Annotated in this window: 23 protein-coding genes; 11 read left to right on the plus strand and 12 right to left on the minus strand. The window is 62.3% G+C overall.

Going from position 1 to position 23,207, the window contains the following annotated elements; translation table 11 throughout:
* Window positions 1-56: 56 nt before the first annotated feature.
* The 3 genes from GN300_RS16025 to GN300_RS16035 all read right to left on the minus strand — a co-directional run bounded on the left by GN300_RS16025 (window position 57) and on the right by GN300_RS16035 (window position 3,504).
* On the minus strand, window positions 57-1,280 hold the full coding sequence (locus GN300_RS16025; protein WP_054188015.1) for an acyl-CoA dehydrogenase family protein: 1,224 nt from the start codon (window positions 1,278-1,280) through the stop codon (window positions 57-59).
* Complete coding sequence (locus GN300_RS16030; RefSeq protein WP_063314974.1) at window positions 1,277-2,554, minus strand: acyl-CoA dehydrogenase family protein; 1,278 nt, start codon at window positions 2,552-2,554, stop codon at window positions 1,277-1,279. The genes GN300_RS16025 and GN300_RS16030 overlap by 4 nt, the downstream gene beginning before the upstream one ends.
* Window positions 2,555-2,679: 125 nt before the next feature.
* Window positions 2,680-3,504: a sucrase ferredoxin gene (locus GN300_RS16035; RefSeq protein WP_233405655.1), complete on the minus strand. Its 825-nt coding sequence runs from the start codon at window positions 3,502-3,504 to the stop codon at window positions 2,680-2,682.
* A gap of 278 nt (window positions 3,505-3,782) precedes the next feature.
* Between GN300_RS16035 and GN300_RS16040 the strand changes: the two genes are divergently transcribed.
* From GN300_RS16040 to GN300_RS16055, 4 genes are all read left to right on the plus strand, one after another.
* Window positions 3,783-4,721: an ABC transporter substrate-binding protein gene (locus tag GN300_RS16040; protein WP_054781002.1), complete on the plus strand. Its 939-nt coding sequence runs from the start codon at window positions 3,783-3,785 to the stop codon at window positions 4,719-4,721.
* Window positions 4,722-4,768: 47 nt separating this feature from the next.
* Entirely contained in the window at window positions 4,769-5,266 is a 498-nt protein-coding gene (locus tag GN300_RS16045; RefSeq protein WP_003945816.1) for a glutathione peroxidase, read from the plus strand.
* A 94-nt stretch (window positions 5,267-5,360) separates the two neighbouring features.
* Complete coding sequence (locus GN300_RS16050; RefSeq protein ID WP_007734443.1) at window positions 5,361-6,065, plus strand: DUF2334 domain-containing protein; 705 nt, start codon at window positions 5,361-5,363, stop codon at window positions 6,063-6,065.
* 227 nt (window positions 6,066-6,292) lie between these two features.
* Window positions 6,293-7,672, plus strand: coding sequence for an Ig-like domain-containing protein (locus tag GN300_RS16055; RefSeq protein ID WP_039973421.1), 1,380 nt, complete (start codon window positions 6,293-6,295; stop codon window positions 7,670-7,672).
* 8 nt (window positions 7,673-7,680) lie between these two features.
* On the opposite strand, the gene GN300_RS16060 is transcribed toward GN300_RS16055, so the two are convergent.
* Window positions 7,681-8,328, minus strand: coding sequence for an MBL fold metallo-hydrolase (locus GN300_RS16060; protein WP_007734446.1), 648 nt, complete (start codon window positions 8,326-8,328; stop codon window positions 7,681-7,683).
* Window positions 8,329-8,493: 165 nt separating this feature from the next.
* Here GN300_RS16060 and purS point away from each other — a divergent pair, with 165 nt between their 5' ends.
* Together purS and purQ are read left to right on the plus strand one after the other, a co-directional pair.
* Window positions 8,494-8,733, plus strand: a complete 240-nt coding sequence (gene purS, locus GN300_RS16065; protein WP_003945817.1) for a phosphoribosylformylglycinamidine synthase subunit PurS — start codon at window positions 8,494-8,496, stop codon at window positions 8,731-8,733.
* The gene (gene purQ / locus GN300_RS16070) at window positions 8,730-9,407 is read left to right on the plus strand and encodes a phosphoribosylformylglycinamidine synthase subunit PurQ (RefSeq protein WP_003945887.1); all 678 of its coding nucleotides are present in this window, start codon (window positions 8,730-8,732) and stop codon (window positions 9,405-9,407) included. Before purS ends, purQ begins: the two co-directional genes overlap by 4 nt.
* Before the next feature lie 79 nt (window positions 9,408-9,486).
* On the opposite strand, the gene GN300_RS16075 is transcribed toward purQ, so the two are convergent.
* Entirely contained in the window at window positions 9,487-10,707 is a 1,221-nt protein-coding gene (locus GN300_RS16075; protein WP_003945423.1) for a pyridoxal phosphate-dependent aminotransferase, read from the minus strand.
* 138 nt (window positions 10,708-10,845) lie between these two features.
* Here GN300_RS16075 and GN300_RS16080 point away from each other — a divergent pair, with 138 nt between their 5' ends.
* Together GN300_RS16080 and GN300_RS16085 are read left to right on the plus strand one after the other, a co-directional pair.
* Complete coding sequence (locus GN300_RS16080; protein WP_007734449.1) at window positions 10,846-12,252, plus strand: PLP-dependent aminotransferase family protein; 1,407 nt, start codon at window positions 10,846-10,848, stop codon at window positions 12,250-12,252.
* Between the two features lie 57 nt (window positions 12,253-12,309).
* Entirely contained in the window at window positions 12,310-12,756 is a 447-nt protein-coding gene (locus GN300_RS16085; RefSeq protein ID WP_007734451.1) for a MarR family winged helix-turn-helix transcriptional regulator, read from the plus strand.
* Between the two features lie 6 nt (window positions 12,757-12,762).
* On the opposite strand, the gene GN300_RS16090 is transcribed toward GN300_RS16085, so the two are convergent.
* Complete coding sequence (locus GN300_RS16090; protein WP_063314972.1) at window positions 12,763-13,971, minus strand: macrolide family glycosyltransferase; 1,209 nt, start codon at window positions 13,969-13,971, stop codon at window positions 12,763-12,765.
* 163 nt (window positions 13,972-14,134) lie between these two features.
* On the opposite strand from GN300_RS16090, the gene GN300_RS16095 reads away from it, so the two are divergent.
* Window positions 14,135-14,425 carry a YiaA/YiaB family inner membrane protein gene (locus GN300_RS16095; protein WP_003945505.1) on the plus strand — a complete coding sequence of 97 codons (291 nt, stop codon included), beginning with the start codon at window positions 14,135-14,137 and terminating at the stop codon, window positions 14,423-14,425.
* Here GN300_RS16095 and GN300_RS16100 read toward each other — a convergent pair.
* Both GN300_RS16100 and GN300_RS16105 read right to left on the minus strand, forming a co-directional pair.
* On the minus strand, window positions 14,409-15,545 hold the full coding sequence (locus GN300_RS16100; protein WP_233405656.1) for a cell wall metabolism sensor histidine kinase WalK: 1,137 nt from the start codon (window positions 15,543-15,545) through the stop codon (window positions 14,409-14,411). The two genes, GN300_RS16095 and GN300_RS16100, sit on opposite strands and share 17 nt — an antisense overlap.
* Window positions 15,542-16,255 carry a response regulator transcription factor gene (locus GN300_RS16105; protein ID WP_063314971.1) on the minus strand — a complete coding sequence of 238 codons (714 nt, stop codon included), beginning with the start codon at window positions 16,253-16,255 and terminating at the stop codon, window positions 15,542-15,544. The genes GN300_RS16100 and GN300_RS16105 overlap by 4 nt, the downstream gene beginning before the upstream one ends.
* A gap of 216 nt (window positions 16,256-16,471) precedes the next feature.
* Here GN300_RS16105 and GN300_RS16110 point away from each other — a divergent pair, with 216 nt between their 5' ends.
* Both GN300_RS16110 and GN300_RS16115 read left to right on the plus strand, forming a co-directional pair.
* Window positions 16,472-17,122: a DUF305 domain-containing protein gene (locus tag GN300_RS16110; RefSeq protein ID WP_063314970.1), complete on the plus strand. Its 651-nt coding sequence runs from the start codon at window positions 16,472-16,474 to the stop codon at window positions 17,120-17,122.
* Between the two features lie 112 nt (window positions 17,123-17,234).
* Window positions 17,235-19,283: a heavy metal translocating P-type ATPase gene (locus GN300_RS16115; protein WP_063314969.1), complete on the plus strand. Its 2,049-nt coding sequence runs from the start codon at window positions 17,235-17,237 to the stop codon at window positions 19,281-19,283.
* Window positions 19,284-19,301: 18 nt separating this feature from the next.
* Here GN300_RS16115 and GN300_RS16120 read toward each other — a convergent pair whose 3' ends face one another.
* From GN300_RS16120 to GN300_RS16135, 4 genes are all read right to left on the minus strand, one after another.
* Complete coding sequence (locus tag GN300_RS16120) at window positions 19,302-20,072, minus strand: alpha/beta fold hydrolase (protein ID WP_058039300.1); 771 nt, start codon at window positions 20,070-20,072, stop codon at window positions 19,302-19,304.
* A gap of 142 nt (window positions 20,073-20,214) precedes the next feature.
* Entirely contained in the window at window positions 20,215-20,796 is a 582-nt protein-coding gene (locus tag GN300_RS16125; RefSeq protein ID WP_228232461.1) for a hypothetical protein, read from the minus strand.
* 8 nt (window positions 20,797-20,804) lie between these two features.
* Window positions 20,805-22,406: an ABC-F family ATP-binding cassette domain-containing protein gene (locus GN300_RS16130; RefSeq protein ID WP_042452635.1), complete on the minus strand. Its 1,602-nt coding sequence runs from the start codon at window positions 22,404-22,406 to the stop codon at window positions 20,805-20,807.
* A 218-nt stretch (window positions 22,407-22,624) separates the two neighbouring features.
* Window positions 22,625-23,179: a hypothetical protein gene (locus tag GN300_RS16135; RefSeq protein ID WP_003945732.1), complete on the minus strand. Its 555-nt coding sequence runs from the start codon at window positions 23,177-23,179 to the stop codon at window positions 22,625-22,627.
* Window positions 23,180-23,207: the final 28 nt, after the last annotated feature.

Genomic DNA, 23,207 nt, shown 5'->3' on the forward strand with positions numbered 1-23,207 from the left:
GTAACGATGAAAGAGACCGCCGCACCAACCGTGCGACGGTCTTTTTCTGTTCGTGGCTAGGTGTACCAGGTCGGTTCGGGAATCTCGCCGGTCAGAAAACGACTACCGACTTCACGGCGCTTGTACGCGAGCGGATCGTGAAGGGTATGCGTCCGGATGTTGCGCCAGTAGATGTCCAGGCCGACGTCGTTGGACGTGGCTCGGGCACCGGTCAGTTCGAAGATCTTGTTGCTGATCTCCAAGGAGACGTCGGCGGCGCGAAGTTTTGCGGCCGCAATGCGTACGGCGAGGTCGCCGCGAGCCTGCTCGGTGAGGTTTTCGCGAGCGTCGTGGAGCACGGCGTCGGCCTCACGGCTGACCTGGTCCACGAAGGCCTCCGCTGCCCACAGCTTGGATTGCAAGTCGCCGTAGCCCTCACGGAGGTACCACTCGTCGGTTGCGATTTCGCGGTTGTCACCGCCGTACGGCCATGGACGCGTACGGGTTCGGGTGTACTCGGCGGCAGTGTCCAGTGCGCCACGAGCGATCCCGAGGTAGAAGTTGGCGAACACGATCTCGATCGCCGGGAAGTTCAGGGTGTTGTAGACCAGAGGTTGGAATTCCTTGTCGACAAAGCCTGCCGCACTTGCCCAGTCGACCTCGACGTCGTTGATCTCGACACTGCCGGAATCGGTGAGGCGCTGCCCGAGATTGTCCCAATCACCGCGGAAGACTATGCCGTCCTGAGCAGTCGGCACGATTGCGAACACATGCGTCGCAGTTCCGTCGATGATTCCTTCGAGCACCGTGAGGTCGGTGACTCGGCCGCCGGTGGAAAACGACTTCACACCGTTGAACACCAGGGTGTCTCCGCGGTCCGCGACGGTGAGGTCGGTGTCTCGAGGGTTGACCGCGCCGCCGAAGAAGAATCGGTTGCTCGTGTACAGCTCCTCGACAGCGGAGATCTGCGGATCTGTTCCGACCAATCTGGCTGCCCATGCCCACAGGTAGTGGTATCCGAGCAGTTGTCCGATGGAGCCGTCGGCGCGGGCGATCTCCCGAACCACCTTGTAGGCGGTCTCCCATCGCTGCCCGCCGCCGCCGAACTCGACCGGGCCCAGGAGCGTCACAAGACCACTGTCCTTGAGCAGCTGAACTTCTCGGAACGGTGGTTCGCCGGCTCGGTCGCGGGCGAGTGCGTCGGCGGCAAGGATGTTGCTCACCTCGCGAGCCCGGTCGATCCAGCCCTCGGATGTGTCGGGAACGCCGACGAAGACTTCGGTTTCACTGGTCACGGTCATGCCTGTTCATCCTTTTCGGTCGGTGCGGTCCCGATGGCCCACACGTAAATCGGTTCGGTTCTGTTGATTTCGTAGTCGCCGACAACTTTGGATTTGAAGACGACCGGATTGTGGCTGGCGACGGTGCGGGCGTTGCGCCAGAATCGATCGAGATCGAGGTCGCGGCTGACTCCGGAAGCACCGAGTGCGTCGAAGATCTTGGCCGTGGCCGGCACGACGAGTCCGATCGAGGCGACTTGCCCTCGCCCCGAATCGATTTCGGCTGCGATGTTGGCGGCCTTCTCTTCCTCCGGCGAGCCGGAGAATGCGGCTTCGTAAGCCCATTGGGACGACTGTGCTGCGTGCAGTGCAACGGCCTCGGCTGCAAAGGCAGCAGAGGACACCTCGCCGACAACTTGCTGGATCTGCGAATCCTGCGCGTATCTCGGAGCGTTGCCGTGACTGAAGGTTCGAGTACGAGAGGCAACTCGACGAGAGATCTCGATCGTAGCAGCCTTGGCGATGCCGGCGAGAGTGGCGAGGTGGAACAATTGGTAGAACGCGGTCTGGTATTTGAATCGTGTCGAGAAGTCGAAGATGTTCTCCGGCTGTACAATTGCGTCCTCGTAGACGGACGAACCGGAGCCAGTCGTCTGCTGACCGAACCCGTTCCAATCGTCACTGTGTGTGACACCGGGTTGTCTCGCCTCGACCGCCGCGATCACGAATGCGCCGGTGTCGGTGCGCTGCGAGTACAGGTCGATCCAGTCGGCGAAGATGGAACCCGTGCTGTAGAACTTTGCCCCGTTCGCCAGGAAATGGTCGGCATCGGGTGCGGGCGAGACCTTGGTATTGGCTTCGCCCAATGCAACGTCGCCGATTTCGGTCCATGCGTTGCCGACCAACTGTCCCTCCGCGAAGCGTCGGAGCCAGATGTCACGCTCCGGGCCGGGGTCGGCGACCAGTCGGTCTTCGACAAACGCGAAATGTCCGCGCAGGGCCTGGGTGATATTGGAATCGGCGCTCGACAGCTCGACTAGTAAGCGGATCAATTGCGGGATGCTCGCACCCGATCCACCGTGTGTTGTCGGCACCCGAACGGCGCCGAAGCCTGCATTCTTGAGTGCGTCGATCTGTTGGAAGGGAAGTACGTGATCGCGTTCGCGTTCGACGACGCCTTGTGCGATGTCCGCGAAGATCGGACGGAATTTCTCTGCCAGTGTTTCGTAGTCGACCTCACTTTTGATCGGATCAGCAGACCGGGGTACGGCATTCGGCGTCAGTGCGGTGGTCATGGGAAGAATGCAAGCTGTAAACACCAGGGGCGTCGATCCTTCATCGCGACCTGATTCGAAGTGTTGTCAGTCAGCGCAAATCTCGGTTCGATGGCCTGCCGGGCACTCTTGTCGAAATCGAGTGGTCAGTGGGGTTGCTCGCGAACGTGCTCGACGGTCCATCCGCTCCATTCGACGGTCCCTCCGGCACCACAATCATGTCGGAACGGCAGCCCTGGAGGACCGGAGCGAACGACGACGCGAAAGTCTCTCCCCTCCAACCGAAGATCGACAGTCGTGTGTTCTCCGTCCATACTCTCGCTGATGCTCTCGAGTGCGTCCGTGGCGACGATGTCGGTGGCGCGTCGGACTGCGTGTTCGGCGGCCTGAGCGGCCTGTGACAGTGCCGCCCGGCCGCGCAGGTGCAGCAGCTCCAATTCTCCGGCTTGGTATTTTTCGGCTGCATCGATTGCGGAGTTGCCGTCCAGTCGGCTGAAATAGACTGCGGCGGGCCACGCAATCATGTTGGCCGCGAAACGATCTCCGCCGATGTGACTGCATTCCCACACATCTGCGATCTGTGCCGCGTTCAGCGCCGCCACGACCGGGCGGCCGAGTTCCGCGCAGCACGCATCCTTCTTTCCATGTGTGCAGACTGCGAAGAGCGGTTCCGTGCGGGAGCGGCCGAAGTCGGGTTCCGCTCCGGTGGCCATCGATTCGAACGGCAGTACCGACAGGTCCTCGTATCGGTCGACCGACCCTTCCCGCATCCATTGGCGTGTGCCGTCCGTCCAGGCGAGTACGCACGTCGGGGTGAGGACTCGGCGGTTGCGGGTCCGCCGGATCACCACGACACGGATACGGCCCTGCGCTGCGTAGATTTTTTCGGTGAGCGCGACGGGGAGAATGTCGTCAGGGGCGGACGCCGGCCAGGGGCCGGGGTGCTCGATCAATACCCACAGATGTGTCATTCCGGCGCGACCGACCATAGGTTCGCCGGCGGTCGACGACTGCCGTGTACAGGCGTGAGGGCGTCGACTGGTTTGCGGATTGGCGACAAATTCCGGAAAGCACTGCATAGATGCCTTCCCCAGGACACCGTCGCTGTGGCAGGGGAGGGAAGACATGATGAGGCTCCAGTCTCGTAGGTTAGGCTCACCAGACTATTGGATGGTGAATCCTTTGCTCAGCCGTGGTGAATGCGCGTGGCTGTGACGGTCGAAAGCAGTCGGTAACAGGAGTGTTGGGAATGAAACGCAGTAACTCGCGGGCGAAGTACGTGCTGGGTGGTTTTGTCCTCGCCGCCATCGTGGCAACGACAACGGCGTGTGGCAGTGACGACAAGACCGATTCCGGCAGTCAGTCTGCCGACACCGTGCACGCGGTCACCCACGCCCGCGGAACTACCGACGTACCGACGGATCCGCAGCGAGTTGTCGTGCTCGAGCCGGTTCAGCTCGACACGTCGGTAGCGCTCGGCGTGATTCCCGTGGGCACCGCGGTACTCAGCGAGACGACCGGCGTTCCGGCGTACCTCGGTGAGAAAGCGGCGGAGATCGAGATGGTCGGAACCGTCGCGGCACCGAACCTCGAGAAGATCGTCGCACTGAGCCCGGACCTGATCATCGGAACGGAATCGCGGCACGGTGATATGTACGAGCAGCTCGCTGCCATCGCACCGACCGTCTACATGGCAACTCAGACCGATCCGTGGCAGGACAACGTCCAGTTCGTCGCAGAGGCGTTGAACAAGACCGATCAGGCAGGTGAACTGCTCGGTGACTACACGGCACGCTGCGAGGAAGTGGCGAGCAAGCACAGCACCGAGGGCAAGACCGCTCAGCTGATCCGCCCACGCGACGACGTTCTGACGCTGTACGGACCCACGTCGTTTGCCGGAAGCACTCTCGAATGTGCTGGACTCACGATTCCCGCACGCGACTGGGAGAACTCGATCTCCGTCGACCTCTCCCCGGAATTCGTCTCCGGAGCCAACGCCGACCTCATCCTGGTCACCTCCGCGAAACCGGCCGATGCCGGCACGATGCCGAAGGCCGTGGCCGACAACGCCGGATTCTTCCCGAACCCGCATCTGGTGGACATGTCCTACTGGATCACCGGCGTCGGACCGCTCGGCGGCCTCACCGTTCTGGACGACCTCGATCGCATTCTCGGAGCGTCGAATTAGCAGTGCGCGAAGGAGCAGTGCGCGAGAGAGTCGCTAAGTTGGAGCCTATGACAACTCCAGTACAGAACATCGCGATCAACACCCTCGGTGGCGTGCCCACCTCTTTGGGTGAATACGACGGCCGCGCCGTCCTCGTGGTCAACGTCGCGTCCAAGTGTGGACTGACCCCGCAGTACTCGGCGCTCGAGAAGCTGGCCAGCGAGTACGCCGATCGCGGTCTGACCGTGATCGGTATCCCGTGCAACCAGTTCATGGGGCAGGAACCGGGTACCGCCGAAGAGATCGAGACGTTCTGCTCCACTACCTACGGCGTCACGTTCCCGCTTCTCGAGAAGATCGAGGTGAACGGCGAAAACCAGCATCCGCTGTACGCCGAGCTCACCAAGGCGGCCGACGCCGAAGGCGCTGCGGGAGACATTCAGTGGAACTTCGAGAAGTTCCTGATCGGACCGGACGGCACCGTCGTCAACCGCTTCCGTCCGCGGACCGAGCCTGACGCACCCGAGGTTGTCGCCGCGATCGAAGCTGCGCTTCCCAAGAACTAGAGGTTTCCAAGAACCAGTAGGTGCGCTGAAAACTGCCGCCGGATGATCATCCGGCGGCAGTGTGCTGTTCACCCACAGCTGCCACTATCGGAGTATGTCCGCAGAACTGATCGTGTCGGTATCCGGAATCAGAGACGAGACATGTTATCTCGCTGCCGGATTCGCAGACGAGATGGACACTCGAGGTGTCCGCTTGTCGCTCCTGGTGGCGCCGCGACTGAAGGACAAATACCGACTGGCCGACGACGCGGTGACGACGGCTTGGCTGCGTGAGCGTCGCGAGCACGGCGATGCCATCGTTCTGCACGGCTACGACCAGGCCGCGACCAAGCGTCGCCGAGCCGAGTTCGCCACTCTGTCGAAGCACGAAGCGAAACTGCGACTACTCGCTGCGGACCGCGTTCTCGAGCATGCAGGCCTTCGGACCCGGGTGTTCGCACCGCCGCGCTGGGTGGCATCGCCCGGTGCCATGTCGGTGTTGCCGGAGACGGGCTTTCGCACGATGGCAGGCCTCGGGGCAGTACATGATCTGACCCGCGGAACCTTGCAACGGGGAAGGGTTTTCGGGATCGGCGAAGGCTTCAAGGCCGAGCCGTGGTGGTGTCGCGCATTGGTTCTCGGCGCCGGGCGTGCCGCCAAACGTGGGGGACTGGTCAGATTGTCGATCACGGCCAAGCAGTTGGGAAACGAGGGCCCACGTCAGGCCGTCCTCGACGCCGTCGACCTTGCCCTCTTCCACGAAGCCGACTCGCAGGTGTATCGGTGGAACTCCCCGTCTCAGGAGCTCGGCGCTGCCTGAATTCGGCAGTTGGCAACTATTTGATAGCTACGAGACTATGTCGTCTGTCCGGGTTGTCCGAGCGGGCAGACTCTTCGCGTTTCTCCACTTCCTTGCTGGTAGTAGTGCAGAGTGGGTCAAAATCGCATAAAACGGACGATTAATTAGAGCGCTGGGTCAGCCAGCTCTCCCACTGCTAGAGTGCGTGCAGTTAATCTGCCGCTAGTAGATGGGATCGGGATCTCGCCATGCGCACGAGAGTGTTCTCCAAGTCGGCCGAGGGTCTTGTCGCCGTGGCTGTGGGCGCAGTCGTCTGTGCTGCGTTCGTTCCGGCGCTCGCGTCTGCCGCTCCGACCGGCGCGGTTCACACGCTGCCGACGGGCAGTGTCGACGGCGGGTCGAGCGGATCGAGCGGATCGAGCGATGGCGTCCGCACCGCAACCGTCGACGATGAAGGTGAGCAACTCACACTGCGCCTTCACAAGATGAACCTGCGGGGATCCGAGTTCTCGATGGCTGTGCAAGACAGCGACGGAGAGCTGACCGACGCGGTGATCCCGGCGCCCCGTTCGTACATCGGCAGCGTGGAAGGGCGTCCGGACGCAATCGTCTCGGCCATCGTCGACTCCGCCGGAACACTGCGCGGGCAGGTGATTTTCGATCGTGGTGTTTCGATAGAGTTCGTCGGATCCGAGGTGGTCGGTCGCAGCACGGCGCCGATCGACGCAAAACCCAAGTGGCCCACCGCGGCCATTGCGCCGGCCTCGGCCGCAAGGGTCGGCAAGACGGTCAAGCAGTTCGTGGTCGGACTGGACCTCAGTGGCGAGTGGTACTCCGCGCACGGCGCAGGCAGTGCCGCCGTCGCTCTGGATCGGGCCGAGGAATCAATGGCCCGCACCGCTGCCATCTGGATCAGAGACGTCGGGATTCGGCCGGTCCTCGGTCGAGTTGTCCTGCGGGCAGATTCCGCCGGCGATCCGTACTCGAGCAGTTGTGAAAATCTCGAGCAGTTAGAAGATCTGTGGTCCGATCAGGTCGGGTCGAGTGTCGATCAGGCGACCGTCGTGTGCGCATCCGGTGGCGGAAATGCCTACTACTCGAAGTTCGAACTCGACCACAGCTACGCGCATGTCGGTGCCGAGTCCGACGGCAACTTCAGCCGCGTTCTCCGCCACGAGTTGGGCCACAACTTCTATGCCGACGACTACCACGGCGGCGGCGCCGAGGGATCGACCATCATGAACGGTAACGACCTCTCGCGCTTCGACGGCACCGAATTCGCTGCCATCGTCGATGCGGCGGAGGTTGCCTCGGCTCGACTCGACGACGTCGGTCGGTACACGGCAAGCCCGATCCCACCGTACGCCGCACTCGACACCGCGCGGGTCCGCTCAGGCGGCACAGTCACCGTCGACGCCGTCGCGAATGATCATGACAGCAACGGAGATTCGATCAAAGTGACCGGCGTCGGGGCGACGTCACTTCTCGGTGGCACCGTGAAGCTCGAAAACGGCGAAGTGGTGTTCGAAGCCGGAACGAAGGCAGGCACCGACAGGATTCTCTACACACTCACCGACGCAGCCGGTGGCACGAGCACCGGCTGGATCATCGTCGATGTGAGTGCGTGAGAACCGAATCAGGCGACTTCGACGCTCGACTCCTCGTCGAGAACTCGGAACTCGGTGCCGTCGGCAGCCATTTCCGAGTAGCGACCGTAGAAGATGCCTGCGGCCTCGTCGCGGATGATCGCTTGATGAATGGGAACCGCAACGCGCGGCGCCACCGCGCGGAGGTAGTCGATGGCCTCCGAGATCTTGAGCCACGGTGCGGCGGCGGGGAGGGCGAGAACGTCGACCTTCTGTTCGGGGACGTAGAGGGAATCGCCGGGATGCATGAACCGTGCCGGGTTGGTGGCGTCACCGAGGAGGAACGCGGTGTTGTCGATCATCGGTAGGTCCGGATGGATGATTGCGTGCTCTCCGCCCGTTCCGGTCACCTCGACGTCGCCGATGCTGAACCGGTCGCCCGGCCGGACGCCGGTCCAGCGCCCACCGAGCTTTTCAGCCGTCTGCGGATCGCTGTAGAGCACGGCGTCGGGATTCGCTTCGGCCAGTTCGGGCAGCCGCGCCGGGTCGGCGTGATCGGGGTGTTGATGTGTCACGAGGATGGCGTCGAGGCCGGTGATGCCTTCGAATCCGTGCGAGAAGTTGCCGGGATCGAAGAGGATCTTCGAGCCGTTCAACTCCACGAGCACACAGGAATGGCCAAAATGTGTCAGTCGCATGATTTCGAGTATGCGCCGCCCCGAAGGGACTCGCAGGCGGGTTTCACAGGTGGTGGCCGTCACGCCCCGATCACTCGATGCGAACCATCTCGGGTCCGCCCGGTAAACTGGCCATCACCCGAGCGTTTCACTCCGGGTTCGCGCACTAGTACCGAGGAGCAGCACGTGGCCCGTGTCGTCGTCGAAGTCATGCCCAAGGCCGAGATTCTCGACCCCCAGGGACAGGCAATTGTCGGGGCACTGTCTCGCCTGGGCTTTGCAGGAGTATCCGATGTCCGTCAGGGCAAGCGGTTCGAGTTGGAGATCGACGGCAGTGTCGAAGACGCCGAACTCGAGAAGATCGCCGAAGGCCTGCTGGCCAACACGGTGATCGAGGATTGGACCGTCAGGCGAGTCGAGGCATGAGCGCACGTATCGGAGTAATCACTTTCCCCGGCACGCTCGACGACATCGACGCGGCGCGGGCAGTGAACCTGGCCGGCGGTGAAGCTGTCGAACTCTGGCACGGCGATGCAGACCTCAAGGGTGTCGACGCGGTCATCGTGCCCGGCGGATTCTCGTACGGCGATTACCTTCGTTGCGGCGCGATCGCACGTTTTGCTCCCGCGATGGGCAAGGTCGTGGAAGCAGCCAAGGGCGGCATGCCGGTCCTGGGCATCTGCAACGGTTTCCAGATCCTCTGCGAAGCAGGTTTGCTGCCCGGTGCCCTGACCCGTAACCAGGGTCTGCACTTCATCTGCCGCGACGAGTGGTTGACGGTCGAAGCCAACAACACGGCGTGGTCCTCGCGATACGAGGCCGGCGCGCAGATCCTCATCCCCCTCAAGTCGGGTGAAGGTCGCTTCCAGGCGTCCGAGAAGGTTCTCGACGAACTCGAGGGCGAAGGCCGCGTCGTCTTCCGTTACTCGGAGGAGAACCCCAACGGCTCGCAGCGTCGTATCGCCGGCATCTCCTCGGCCAACGGCCGGGTCGTCGGTTTGATGCCGCACCCCGAGCACGCCACCGAGGCTCTCACCGGTCCCAGTGACGACGGATTGGGCTTGTTCTACTCGGCCCTCGACGCGATCGTCACTGCCTGATCGCCTGCTGATTTTCACCACTGAACGCCGACCGGAAATCCGGTCGGCGTTCAGTCGTATGTGGGCCCGGTACCCAGGGCTACTGGCTGTAGGAACTGAGGAAGTTGCCGAGTCGCTCGAGTGCCGTCGAGAGATCGTCGGTGTTGGGGAGAGTCACCAACCGGAAGTGATCGGGTTCGATCCAATTGAACGCGCGACCGTGGCTGACAAGAATCTTCTCCGATTCCAGTAGATCGAGAACGAACCTCTCGTCGTCGACGATGCCGAACTTGTCGACGTCGAGCTTGGGGAACAGGTACAGCGCCCCGTCGGCCTGTTGGCAACTGATCCCGTCGATGCTGTTGAGCGTGGTGTGTGCGAGATCGCGCTGGGCCGTCAGCCGACCTTGTGGGAGCAACAGGTCCTCGATGGACTGGCGTCCGCCGAGTGCAGTCTGGATAGCGTGCTGCGCCGGCACGTTGGCACACATTCGCATGTTGGCCAGCAATTTGATGCCTTCGATGAAGCTCGACGCCCGCTCGAGTGGTCCGGTGATGGCCAGCCATCCGGCTCGGAATCCGCACACGCGGTAGGCCTTGGACAGTCCCGAATACGTCAGACACAGAACGTCTCGCCCGGTCATCGTCGCAAGGTTTGTCATGGATCGGCCGTCGTAGACGATCTTTTCGTAGATCTCGTCGGCGAAGAGCATCAGATCGTGTTTGCGCGCTAGATCCACGAAGCGTTGCAGCACCTCCGTCGAGTAGACGGCGCCCGTCGGATTGTTGGGATTGATGACGACAATCCCTCGGGTGCGCGGCGTGATCCGAGCTTCCAGATCGTCGAAGTCCGGTGCCCAGCCTTGGCTTTCATCGGTGAGGTAGTGGACGGGCGTGCCGCCGGCAAGTGAAACCGAAGCCGTCCACAAGGGATAGTCGGGAGCGGGAATCAGGATCTCGTCCTCTGGATTGCAGAGGGCCTGCATCGTCAGGGTGATCAGTTCGGACACACCGTTTCCGAGATAGATCTCGTCGACGGTGACGTCGGTGATACCCCGCGTCTGGTAGTACTGGACCACCGCAGTGCGCGCCGAATACAGTCCGCGAGAATCGCAATATCCCTGCGCGGTAGGGAGATTGCGGATCATGGCCATCATGATTTCGTCCGGAGCTTCGAACCCGAAGGGGGCCGGATTGCCGACGTTGAGTCGCAGGATCGTGTGTCCCTGATCCTCGAGTTCTTCGGTCTTGTCGAGAATTCGCCCTCTGATGTCGTACCTGACATTCTCGAGCTTGCGGGCCTGATCGATGGGTGTGTTCACGCGGTTACGTACCTCTCCGGTTCGGGTGGGTGAGTTGTGTTTCAGATGAGAAGGGCGCCTCAGGGTTCGGTCTGGAAACGGACATTGATTCGCGATAGCGCTAGCGGCGAAAGAAGAGTAGCGCTACTATGATTCGACATGTCCAATGATAGCAGTTCGAGGATTGTCGCAGCCTTGCGTGAGTGGATCGCGACGGCTCCTCCAGGCGCGAAGCTTCCGTCCACTCGGTCGCTCGTCAGCCTGCACGGGGCGAGTCCGGTCACCGTGCAGAAGGCGCTGCGAACACTGGTATCTCAGGGGGTTGTGGAGGCTCGTCCCGGTGTGGGGACCTTCGTGCGCGCGGCGCGCGTCGTGCGACCCAACGACTACGGGTGGCAGACAGCGGCGCTCGGATCGCCGAACTATCGTCTGCAGTTGCCCATGGCGCTGCAGTCCACCTCCAACGACGTGATCGCGCTGCATTCCGGCTATCCGGCCCGAGAGCTGTTGCCGGAAGGTCTGGTTCGTGCAGCCTTCACCAGGGCGACGCGAACCGACGCCGTGTTCAATCGGCCCCTCGCTGCCGGGCTTCCGGAACTGCAGTCCTGGTTTGCCTCCGAATTGGGTTCCGCCACTCCTGCCGGGATCACTCCGCCGGGGCCGAACGACGTGGTTGTACTTCCCGGCAGTCAGGGTGGGCTTGCGACGTCCTTTCGCGCGTTGGTGGGGGAGGGACGTCCGTTGCTCATGGAATCGCCGACCTACTGGGGAGCGATCCTGGCCGCCGCACAGGCTGGAGTCACGGTCATTCCGATTTCCAGCGGCGCCAACGGTCCTGATCCTGAAGAGCTTTCGCGTGCATTCGAACAGACCGGTGCCCGTGCGTTCTACGCACAACCGAGCTTCGCGAGTCCGACCGGAGCGCTGTGGTCGCCGTCGTTGGCTGACAAGGTTCTCGACACCGTCCGTCGGCACGGCGCATTCCTCATCGAGGACAGTTCGGCGCTCGACTTCGGAATCACCGCAGATCCCAGCCCCATCGCTGCACGAGACGACAGCGGTCACGTCGTCTACCTTCGTGCGCTGACCAAGAGCGTGTCCCCATCGGTGCGAGTTGCCGGATTGATCGCTCGGGGTCCGGCGTACGAGCGGATTCTGGCTGATACACAGGCAGATTCGATGTATGTCAGCGGGATGCTGCAAGCGGTAGCGCTCGACGTCGTGACCCAACCGGCCTGGCGAACGCACTTGCGCAGGCTTCGTCACCAACTCGAGGCCAGACGCGACCTCCTCGTGTCGAGTCTGCGCGAGTACGCGCCGGACGCTCACCTCGACGCCGTACCGAAAGGCGGACTCAACCTCTGGCTTCGGCTCCCGGACACCACGAACGTCGAACGCGTGGTGCAGGACTGCCGGTCGGCCGGCGTCATCGTCGGGGCCGGTGACGATTGGTTCCCGGCAGAACCGACTGGAAAGTTCTTGCGGCTCAACTACGCCGGACCGAACCCGGGTGAGTTCCCCGACGCCGCCCGCATTATCGGCCGAGCAATCACGCAACATATGTAGAACTTCACCTCGCTGGTGGTTGACCTGAACTTCCGTTGAGGTTTTATCGTCGTGTGCATGAACAAACAAGCGATGCAGCCACCGGCCAACCAGCCGATCGGATTCTGGACCGCGCGAGCCGGTGAAGCGATTCGCACGCGCACGCGCGGAGCACTCGAAGCGATCGGCGTCACCCAGCCGGGGTGGTGGGTCCTGCACCAACTTTCGCTGCACCCTGAAGGAGTGGAGCGCGCTGTCCTCTTGCGGACGATCGGTCCGAACGAATCCACCGACGTGATCGATGACGCCGTCGACTCTGCCCTCGAACTGGGGTGGGCGCGCGAAGACGGGTCTGTCCTTCGCCCGACTGATGCGGGCTCCGAGCAGTTCGATCGCGCCGCGCGGGTACAGCAGATGCTGCAGGAAGAGCGGATGCAGGGAATCACCGAAGAGGAGTTTGTCACCACCATCACTGTGCTGCAGCGAACCATCAAGAACGTGGGCGGCGACGCCTGGCACTGGTAGCAGACATTATCTGGGCCCGCTGCCGGGTAGAGCGGCTTCGATCAATTCGACGGCACGGGACACACCGCCCGCCGCTGCGAGTTCTTCTGCCAACTCCGCGCTGCGCCGGCGGAACTCGTTGGCGCTCACCAGAGTCAGCGCCTCACGAAGCTCTACTGCCGTGACGGTAGCGCTGTCGACGCGTACTGCGACACCGGCGTCGACGAGCGAGTCGGCGTTGCCGAACTGATCGACGGCTTGCGGCACTGCGATCATGGGTGTCCCGGTCACCAGTCCCTCGCTGGATCCGCCCATACCCGCGTGGGTCACGAACGCGTCGGCCTGCTGCAGAATCGCGAACTGCGGTACCCAACGGTGTATTTCGACGTTGTCGGGCAATGGTCCGAGATCTGAGATCTGCACCTGCTTTCCGATCTGGAGGACGACGTGCCAGCCGTCCATCTGGCCGAAAGCCTCGACGCAGGTGCGGTAGAAATCCGGATGATCGGTGAATGCTGAACCCAGCGAGATCAACAAGAGCTTGCGTTCGGGATCCGGGTTCACCCAAGGTTGACTGCTCGGTTCGAGTGCGGGGCCGACGAACGTGTAGACGTCGCGGTTCACGCGTTCGGCGTTGGGCTGCATCGATTCTGCGATCAGCACGATTGCACGGGGTGGGCGTCCGGTGAACTCACGTGGATCGACCTCGACGCCTTCGGCGCGGAAGAACCGGGTCTCCCGATCGAGCAGGTCGACGCCTCTCGGATCGGAACGAATTTCGTCGTACATCGGTGCGGCGTCGGCTTCGTAACCGTCCCAGGCAACGTACGTCGGCGACAACTGGATGATGGGAACGCCCCACTGCTGAGCCAGTATTCGTGCCGGAATGCCGGCGATGTCGTAGAGAAAGAGGTCAGGGCGATCGTCTTCGTAGATTCGGCGTAGCTGCGGCAGCATCGACTCGTAATCGTCCTGGAAAATCGTCAACTGATCGATCAGATCCCCGTCCCAGCTCTTCTCGGATTCGGCGCCGTCGGGAGAAGGGACGAGGCTGGGCAGCGTGGAGACGTACGGTGCGAATTCGGCCCCGGTCGCCTCGATGATCTCACGCATCGACTCGTCGTTGGCATAGGTGACGCGGTGACCGGCGGCGACGAGACGCGCGATGATCGCCAGGCTCGGATTGACGTGGCCCGGTGCCGGAATGCTCACCATGGCTATATGTCTGCGGGTCATCGATCACTCCTGCCGTCTGACTGTTCTGGAACAACTCCGGATACGGGACCGAGACTATCCACCAGGATGGGTGACGGCATCTGATTTTTGCCGGGGAAGTACCGTGCGCGCTCGAGTAGGACTACGCATCCGAGTGCCGGGATGGGCGAGCAGACTTCGAAGCATGAGCACACCGACAACACCCTCGAAGACCACTGCAGCCTTCTATCTTCAGGCCGGAATAGCCTTTGCCGTCAGTTTTGTCGGCACCCTCCTCGGAATTGCGTATCTTCCGATCGATGCGTGGCAACGCGGATTTCTCGGAATGTCCTTGCTGTTCTTGGTCACCAGTACGTTCACGTTGGCCAAGGTGATTCGTGATCAGCAGGAGGCATCCACTGTCAGGGTTCGAGTGGACGAGGCTCGACTCGAGAAGCTGATCGCCGAGCACGATCCGTTCAAAGCGGCAGCCTGAAACCTGTCGGCAAGGTGAGGATCAGCGTGCTGCCGAGAGGTTGCTCGTTTCGGAGCGCCGACAGATCGCCGCCGTGTGCGAGCGCGAGGCTGCGCGCAATCGTGAGCCCCAAACCGGAACCGTCGGATCGATCACCGCGATGGAAACGGTCGAAGACTGATTCGAGTTGGTCTGCGGGAATTCCGTCACCGGTGTCGGTGACGGACACCGAGAGGTGGTCACCTTCCCGTGCGAGTGTCACCGTCACCGAACCTCCGCTCGGAGTGTGCCGCAACGCGTTTTCGAGCAGATTGGCGAGGATCTGTTCGATTCGTTGGCGATCGACCTCGGCCGTGATCGGTTGCGGAGGTAGCGCGGTCGTCAATTCGACTCCACGATCGGCGAAACGTGGCGCCGCTGCTGCCGTTGCGCTGCAAACGATGTCGTCGATCTTCTCGTCTCGGCGATCGAGTTCGAGAGCGTGTTCGTCGGCCGCGGAGACGTCCGCCAGATCGCAAGAGAGCCGACGCAGTCTTTCGAGTTGATCGCGCATGACCGACCATGAAGAGTTGTCCGTGGGGAGGACGCCATCCTCGATGCCGTCCACGTACGCAGCCAAAGTCGATACCGGAGTGCGTAATTCGTGGGCAAGATCGGCAAGCAGGCGTTTGCGGACCCGATCCGAATGATCAAGGCGTGCCGCCATGTCGGCAAAGGCAGTTTCGAGACGCGTGAAATCGGCATCTACGTCGGACCTGCCGATTGTCACGTCGAAGTTCCCGTCTGCGACGCTTTGAGCCGCCTCCGCCAGCGTTGAGATCGGGGCCGTGATGCGTCGGACGATGTAGACCGCGGCGATGCTTGCGCCCACCAGTGCGACCGCGATCCCGCACAACAGTGCAATGGTCATGGTCTGAGCGAATGCCTCTTCGGTGTGGGTACGGACATTCGAGTCTTCGATGCCGGCCATCATGAGGTGGTTGTGAAAGAGTGGGGCAGCCACGGCAATGGCAACGGCGGCGATGGCGAGGCAGGAAACGAACAGGACGACAAGCTGTGCGAGCAGCAGTTTTCCGCGTAGCCCGAGTTTCTTCATGACGACCCCGCTCATGACGACCCCGCTCATGACGACCGCGTTCATGACGACCTCAGGGAGTATCCGACGCCCCTGACGGTTCTGATGAACCGAGGATCGGTCGCGTCGTCGCCGAGTTTGCGGCGTAATGCACGCACATGGACGTCGACGATGTGCTGGTCCCCGTACCAGGACGAGCCCCACACCGAGGCGATGATCTCGGCCCGACTCCAGGCAGCGTCGGGTCGGGATGCAAGCGCGGAGAGCAACGCGAACTCGGTGGGAGTGAGATCGACCAGGGTGTTGTCGACACGGACCGTGCGGGCCAGGACGTCGATGTCGAGACCGGGAGGCGTCGGCAGCACTTTTGGCAGCAAACTCGACGCGCGTGGCCGTCTGAGCAGTGCTTTCACTCGCGCAACCAGTTCGCGGGGGCCGAAGGGTTTGACCACGTAGTCGTCTGCGCCGGCCGCCAGACCCGTCACCTTGTCCGACTCGTCACCGCGGGCGGACAGCATCAGGATGTACGCATCGGAGAAGGTACGGATTCGTCGGCAGACTTCCATGCCGTCGAAGCCCGGGAGCATTAGATCGAGCACTATCAGCGCGGGCTCGAATTCGCGCACCGAACGTACTGCGCTCGGCCCGTCGTGGGCGAGGCGCACGGTGAATCCTTCGCGTGTCAGATAGTTGGCGACAACCTTGGCGAGGGCAGTCTCGTCGTCGACGACAAGAACGCGCCCCGGTTCCTCGCCAGGTCGTAGTTCGGCGCTCATCAGACCGAGGTTAGTCGACTGCGTGTCTGCATTGCTGGCGCGTGGTGGTTTCCACTCGACTGTGAAGATTCGATGAAGGAAGCCTGTTCGAGCCGGTTATCGGGCTTCGCGGTGGATTTTCGCCGGTAACGTGGCAACTGTGCATGTGCAGCACTCTTGTCAAATCAATTGTGGTGCAGTGCATATCGGACAGAATCAATTCTCGGGAGTGAAAACATGTCTTTGACGGTCAGGAAGAGCGCCGCGCGGTTCGTTCCGGTTGTGGCAGCGGCAGCACTGTTGATTGCCGGATGCTCGGACAACTCCGGGGAGAGCATCAACCATTCTTCCGAAACAACCAGTTTTGCAGCACAGTCGGAGATTCCTTCGGGTGTCAATGCTGCCGACATCGAGTTTCTCGAAGGGATGTACCCGCATCACGCGCAGGCATTGGACATGGCCAGAATGGTCGACGGTCGAACCGACAATGCCGAACTTCTCTCTCTTGCAGCGCAGATAGAGGCAGCGCAAGGCCCGGAGATGGCTCAGATGACCGAATTGTTGACGGAGTGGGGACGCCCCGAGCCTTCGTCGAGTTCGATGGAGGGCATGGATGAGTCGGCGCACGCGGGACACGGCGTCGGGATGGCCGAGATGCCGGGAATGATGTCGGCCGACGACATGACCGCCCTCACCGATGCCAGTGGCGCGGAGTTCGACAAGTTGTGGCTGACGATGATGATCGAGCACCACAAGGGTGCCATCACCATGTCCCAGACCGAACTCGACAACGGGCTCGACCCGTCGGCGGAGAAGATGGCAGAAGCGATCATTGCCGGTCAGCAGGCGGAAGTCACTCAGATGGAAGCGATGTTGAAGGGGAGTTGAACAGGAGGCCTTGGCCGCGTGACCTTGCTCGGGTGGCTACCTGGGCATACGTTCGAGGCTGATGGCTTGACCGGTGCTGTGCTGCAATCACACGCGAGGGGATGACCGCCACATGGATCACAGTCAGATGGACCATGGCCAGATGGAGCATGGGGCACACGGTGGTCACGGGGATCACGTCGCACAGTTCCGGACGTTGTTTGCAGTCATGCTGGTCATCGCGGTTCCGGTCGTTGCGGCAGACGCGATGTTCGCTGATCTGGTCGGGTACACACTGCCGGAAAACTCTCTGGTGGAATGGATCTCACCGGTACTCGGCACGGTGATGTACTTCTGGGGTGGCAAGCCGTTCCTCGCCGGCGCTGTTGCCGAAATCCGTTCTCGGCAGCCGGGAATGATGCTGTTGATCGCGCTCGCGATCACCGTGGCCTTCTTCGCGTCATGGTCTGCGAGTCTGCACTGGGTGGATCACACTCTCGATTTCTGGTGGGAGCTCGCGCTTCTGATCGTGATCATGTTGTTGGGCCACTGGATCGAGATGCGTTCGCTCAGTCAGACATCGAGCGCCTTGGATTCACTTGCCGCTTTGCTGCCCGACGAGGCAGAACGGGTGGTGGGGGAATCGGTGGAAACCGTGCCCACCGCAGCTCTGGCGACCGGCGACCTGGTGATAGTTCGTCCCGGCGCCCGTGTTCCCTCGGACGGAACGGTGGTCGAGGGAAGCGCCGACATGGACGAATCCATGATCACGGGCGAGTCGAAGACCGTCCGCCGGACTGTCGGAGATCAGGTGGTGGCCGGCACGGTAGCCACCGACTCGGCACTTCGGCTTCGAGTCACCGCCGTGGGAGAAGACACCGCGCTCGCCGGAATCCGGCGCCTGGTCGAACAAGCCCAGAACTCGTCGAGTCGCGCGCAGGTGTTGGCGGACAAGGCCGCTGCTCTGCTGTTCTGGTACGCACTGGGCGCGGCAGTGCTGACCGCGATCGCCTGGAGTATCTGGGGCACCCCGGAGAGCGCAGTCACCCGGACGATCACCGTTCTGGTGATCGCCTGCCCGCACGCGCTCGGGTTGGCGATTCCACTGGTCGTCTCGATCGCGACGGAACGGGCGGCTCGGGCTGGGATCTTGATCACCGACCGCATGGCCCTCGAGGCGATGCGTAACGTAGACACCGTTCTCTTCGACAAGACCGGCACTCTCACCAAGGGGGAGCCCGCAGTGGTCGGTGTACGCGGTGTCGACGGGTATTCCGATGACGACGTTCTCAGCGCAGCGGCTGCCGTCGAGTTCGACAGCGAACATCCACTCGGGCGCGCCGTCGTCGCGGCGGCGCAGGAGTTGTCGCTCGAATTCACTTCGGGTTCCGACTTTCAGGCGCACAACGGGATCGGGGTTGCTGCGGACGTCGCCGGTGCACGCGTCGGTGTCGGCGGACCGGGGATGCTGCGATCGGTCGGGGCCACCGCAATCCCGGGGACCGAAGAGTGGCTCAGTGACGGGTCGACCGTCCTGCATGTAGTGCGTGACGAGAAGGTAATCGGCGCATTGGCATTGGCCGACGAGATTCGCCCGGAATCAGCATTGGCCGTCGACGCCCTCCATGCTCGCGGTGTGCGGGTGGCCATGGTCACCGGAGACGCGGAGGCCGTGGCCCATTCGGTGGCTCGCAGGCTCGGGATCGACGAAGTTTTCGCCGAAGTGCTTCCGCAGGACAAGGGAGCGCAGGTATCTCGGCTTCAGGCTGCGGGCCACCGCGTGGCGATGGTCGGTGACGGGGTCAACGATGCGCCGGCACTCGCCCAGGCGGATGTGGGCATCGCGATCGGTGCCGGAACCGACGTGGCGATCGCGTCGGCGGGAGTTGTTCTGGCCAGCGATGATCCGCGTTCGGTGAGCTCGGTCATCGAGCTCTCCCGCGCCACCTACCGGAAGATGGTTCAGAACCTTTGGTGGGCAGCGGGATACAACGCGATCTCGGTTCCCCTCGCTGCGGGAGTACTGGCGCCCGTCGGGTTCGTGCTGCCGATGGAGGTCGGAGCAATCCTGATGTCGGTATCCACTGTGGTCGTTGCCGCGAATGCCCAGTTGTTGAGGCGCTTGGACTTGCGGCAACCACCGGTGACCGCGCTGGAGTCGAGAGTGCTCACATCGCAGTAGCGAGAGGTTCAAGGCGGACTACTGTCGGCTGAGGAACGGAATGAGCGCACGCAGTACAGCATCGGAGTCTGCGACTGCGCTTGCGTGGTCAGCCCCTTCGATCACAGTCAAGGCACTGTCCGGGATCAGCGACGCGAGATGCTCGGTATCCGGCAGGCGCTCGCGATCTCTCGATCCGACGAACAACAACGCCGGTGTGGTGATCCGTTGCAGCACGGCGTCGTCGATGCCGTGCTCCTTCTCTGCGCGGCGCATGTAGGCAGCGAGCGCGATGGCATCATTGATTCGGAAGGCAGTCGCAGTCTGAGGATCCACCGGTTTGCCGCGCCTCACGCCCCAACCGGTCAGAAATCCCTCGATACCGCCGCTTTCGAGTACGTCGATGCAACCCGGGAAGAACAATGCGTCGAACGCGCCCGTCATCGGTCGGCTGCTACCGCCCCCGACGGTCAGCGATCGCACCCGTTCGGAGTGCTCGACTGTCAGCGACATCACCGAACGTCCGCCGAACGAGTATCCGAGGACGTGTGCCGGCTCGAACGGAGACTCCGTGTCGAGGATCTCCAGGAGATCGCCGACCACCAGATCCATTGCATACGAATCGGAGTCGTGTGGTTTGTCACTGCGTCCGTGACCCCGCATGTCGACGAGGATCAGACGATATTGCTCCTGAAGTGCCTTGACGTACCCGAAGCCACGCCAGATGGAGCGCGACAACGCTGTGCCGTGCACCATCAACAGGGGTGGGCCATCGCCCACGATCTGATAGGTGATCCGCGCACCGTCCACCGGATTTCTCACGTCGTGCAACACCCGTCCAGTATGGGTGCCAGTTGCTACGCACGTGAACTCGAGTAGTCGTCCGGACCCATTCGACGGATGGCGTGGGCTCTCACGAACAGTCGGGCCGTCAACTCGGCCTCCCTCAGAGCTACTGGTCACTGCCCGGCTGGGCAGTACCCACTGTTCCAAGCAATGCATCGGTGGAGGGGTCTGCAGTGCTGACGCCTGCGGCTATGCCCCGAATCAGAGCCTCGAAATCAGCGGCGACGATGGTGACCTCCTCGAACTCCGGCTCTCCTCCACGGACAACCTGACCGTCGGGTGCGAGCGCCAAGTACTCGTACCCATTGCGCACCGACAGCAGGACCGGGAGGTGAGTGGACCAGAAGGCGTTGATCGCCGCGCGCTCCGCCGGCCCGGAAGCGACCGCCAGGCTCTCGTGCCGGAACGCATTCCAGGGAAACGCCTCATCGCTGACGCCAACGCCACCGGCATAGTTCTCCGCCGAGAGAAACCACACCTGGTCGTCGGAACTGGCAAGTACGGAGAACGAACTCGCCCACACTACGAGTTGGTCACAACCGCCGACCAGTGGTTGCGGAACTGGGGCAGAGGCCGATCGAGTGGGTTCTTCGCGAACCCAACCTGCGAGCGACAGCGCGGCGGTTGCGTCGAGGTGAAGGCACATCGCCCCACGGTAGGCCAGACCGTCGAGCGCCGACAGCGTCAACCGTCGGCCTACTCGGGATCGATGTCTCGAATACCAGTCTCGTCCATGCTGATCCATCGCGTTATGCCGATGCCGCGAAGGAACGGCAGATCGTGACTCACCACCACCATGGCGCCGCGAAAATCGGAAAGTGCCTGCGTGAGGTGGGCGAGACTCGGTAGGTCCAGGTTGTTGGTCGGCTCGTCGAGAAGAAGCAGCTGGGGCGCGGGTTCGGCCAGCAGGATCGTGGCTAACGCCGCACGCAATCGTTCACCGCCGGAGAGTGCGGATGCCGATACGTCGGAATCCGTTCCCCGGAAAAGGAACCGTGCCAACTGCCCGCGAATTTCCTCGGCTGTCGCGTGTGGCGCGGCCAACGCGACGTTGTCCGCCACCGAGAGGTCCTCGTCGAACACGTCGAGACGTTGGGGGAGCGCACGAGAGGCTACGAACGGAGTCGACGCGGCGAGTGCATCGAGCAACGTCGTCTTGCCGATTCCGTTGCGTCCCACTATCGCAATCCGCTCCGGTCCGGTGATCTGGAGCGATACCACTTGGCCGCTCTGCAACGTCACCTCGTCGAGCCGCGCAACCTGCTGCCCCGGATGAACCTCTGTAGCAGGCAGATCCAGACGAATCTCGCGATCGTCTCGAAGGAGTTCCTCTGCCTCCGACAGGACAGACTTGGCCTCGTCCACCTTCCCGATATGGTTGAGGGCCAGCTTTCCCGCTGAAACTTGGGCCTGACGTTTTCGTGTCTGCGCGATGATCGGCGGCATCCGCTTGTTCTCGAACATCTTCTGCCCATAGCGCTTACGCCGGTCCAGTTTCGTTCGAGCGTCGATCAGCTCGCGGCTCTGCTTTGCCAGATCGGCCTTGGCGTCGCGAACGGTGGCGAGTGCGTTTTCCTGCTCAGCGGTCACGACCTCCTGGTAGTGCGAGTAGTTGCCGCCGAACACGCGTAGATCCCCCCGACGTAGTTCGATCGTGTACTCCGCGGTGTCGAGCAGTTCCCGGTCGTGGCTGACGATCAGCACGGTTCCCGGAAACTGTTGGACTGCAGCATGAACTCGTGATCGAGCGTCGCGATCCAGGTTGTTGGTCGGCTCGTCCAGGAGAAGTACCTGTGGATTCTTCAGCAGCGTTGCGGTCAAGCCGAGTAAGACGGTCTCTCCGCCGGAGAGGGTGCCGACAGTTCGGCTCAATGCTGCGGTATCCGGAACCACCTTCTCGAGGCCGAGTCGATGCAAGGTGGAGAGGGCGCTCTCCTCGATATCCCAGTTGTTGTCCACCAGCGCAAAGTCGGATTCGGAGCCGTCGCCGGTTTCGATGCGGTGCAATGCGTTTCGGAGTTCGTGGATACCGAGGATGTCATCCACCCGAACGCTCGGATCGAGTGTGATGTCCTGACGGAGGTAGCCGACCTCGCCGGAAGCGGTCACGGATCCGGATTCCGGTGAGAGCTCTCCCGCGATCAACCGCAGCAGAGTCGACTTTCCCGATCCGTTGAGTCCCACGAGACCGACACGGCCACTGGGGAATACAAAATTGGTGTGGGAAAAGACTGATTCGCCGTCCGGCCAGATGAAGGTGAGATCCGAGAGCGACAGAGAAAGATGGGATTGGGTCATGAGTACTCCAGAGGGTGCTTGGACTGTGCGCCCGGCTCAGCAAGTGCTGATGGGTGCGAGTGCCTTCGCGTGATGAACCTCTAGAGGAGCAACGGCCCGTTTCCTGTTCTGTCGGGAATGATTCGTGTTCCAGGTTAGAACACTCGAACGGTCCCGTGCAATCGAATTATTCTGTGCTGTCGGTCTCGTCGGTGTTCGGTGCTCAGATTTTCGGGCCGTCAGATTTTCGGACCCTCGGATCGGAGGTCGTCGACCTTCGACATCGCTTCGCGGAGTTCGGTGAGCCATTGTTCGCTGTGCTTGCCCGCCAACCGGACTGTCCACATGAGAGCGTCCGCTCGGGAGCGAGCAACTCCCGCGTCCACCAAGGTGTCGAGAACCTTGCGTTCGGGCTGACGTAGTCGTGTCATCACCGGAACTGCGAGATGTGTGAACAGGACGGTCTTTTCGTCCAGACGTACACCCCAGGCGACCTTGCGCCCGTAGCGAGCCTCGGCCTCGTCGGCGATGCGCATCCGGTCGGCGCGCGTGGTTTCGCGAAAGCGTGAGATCCTTCCGTCCGCGGCGGCCTCGCCACCGTCGACTGCCGGGAGTTCACCGATCACGACGATTTCTTCGCGGTCGACCTGGACGTCGGCCGTTCCGGTGAACCAGTCATCTGGAAGTCGACCGGCAAACCAGTCGGACGCATCACTCGCGTCGGGAACCGACGCCTGTTGCCAACCTCCGGGACGGCCGAACCTGCGGTCGCCGGAGTTTTGTGAGTTCTTCATGGCGTTCTCCTCGGAGAGCTGGTGGAGT

It is taken from the genome of Rhodococcus sp. Ni2 (genome assembly GCF_021352185.1).
GTDB classification, from domain to species: Bacteria; Actinomycetota; Actinomycetes; order Mycobacteriales; family Mycobacteriaceae; genus Rhodococcus_F; species Rhodococcus_F qingshengii.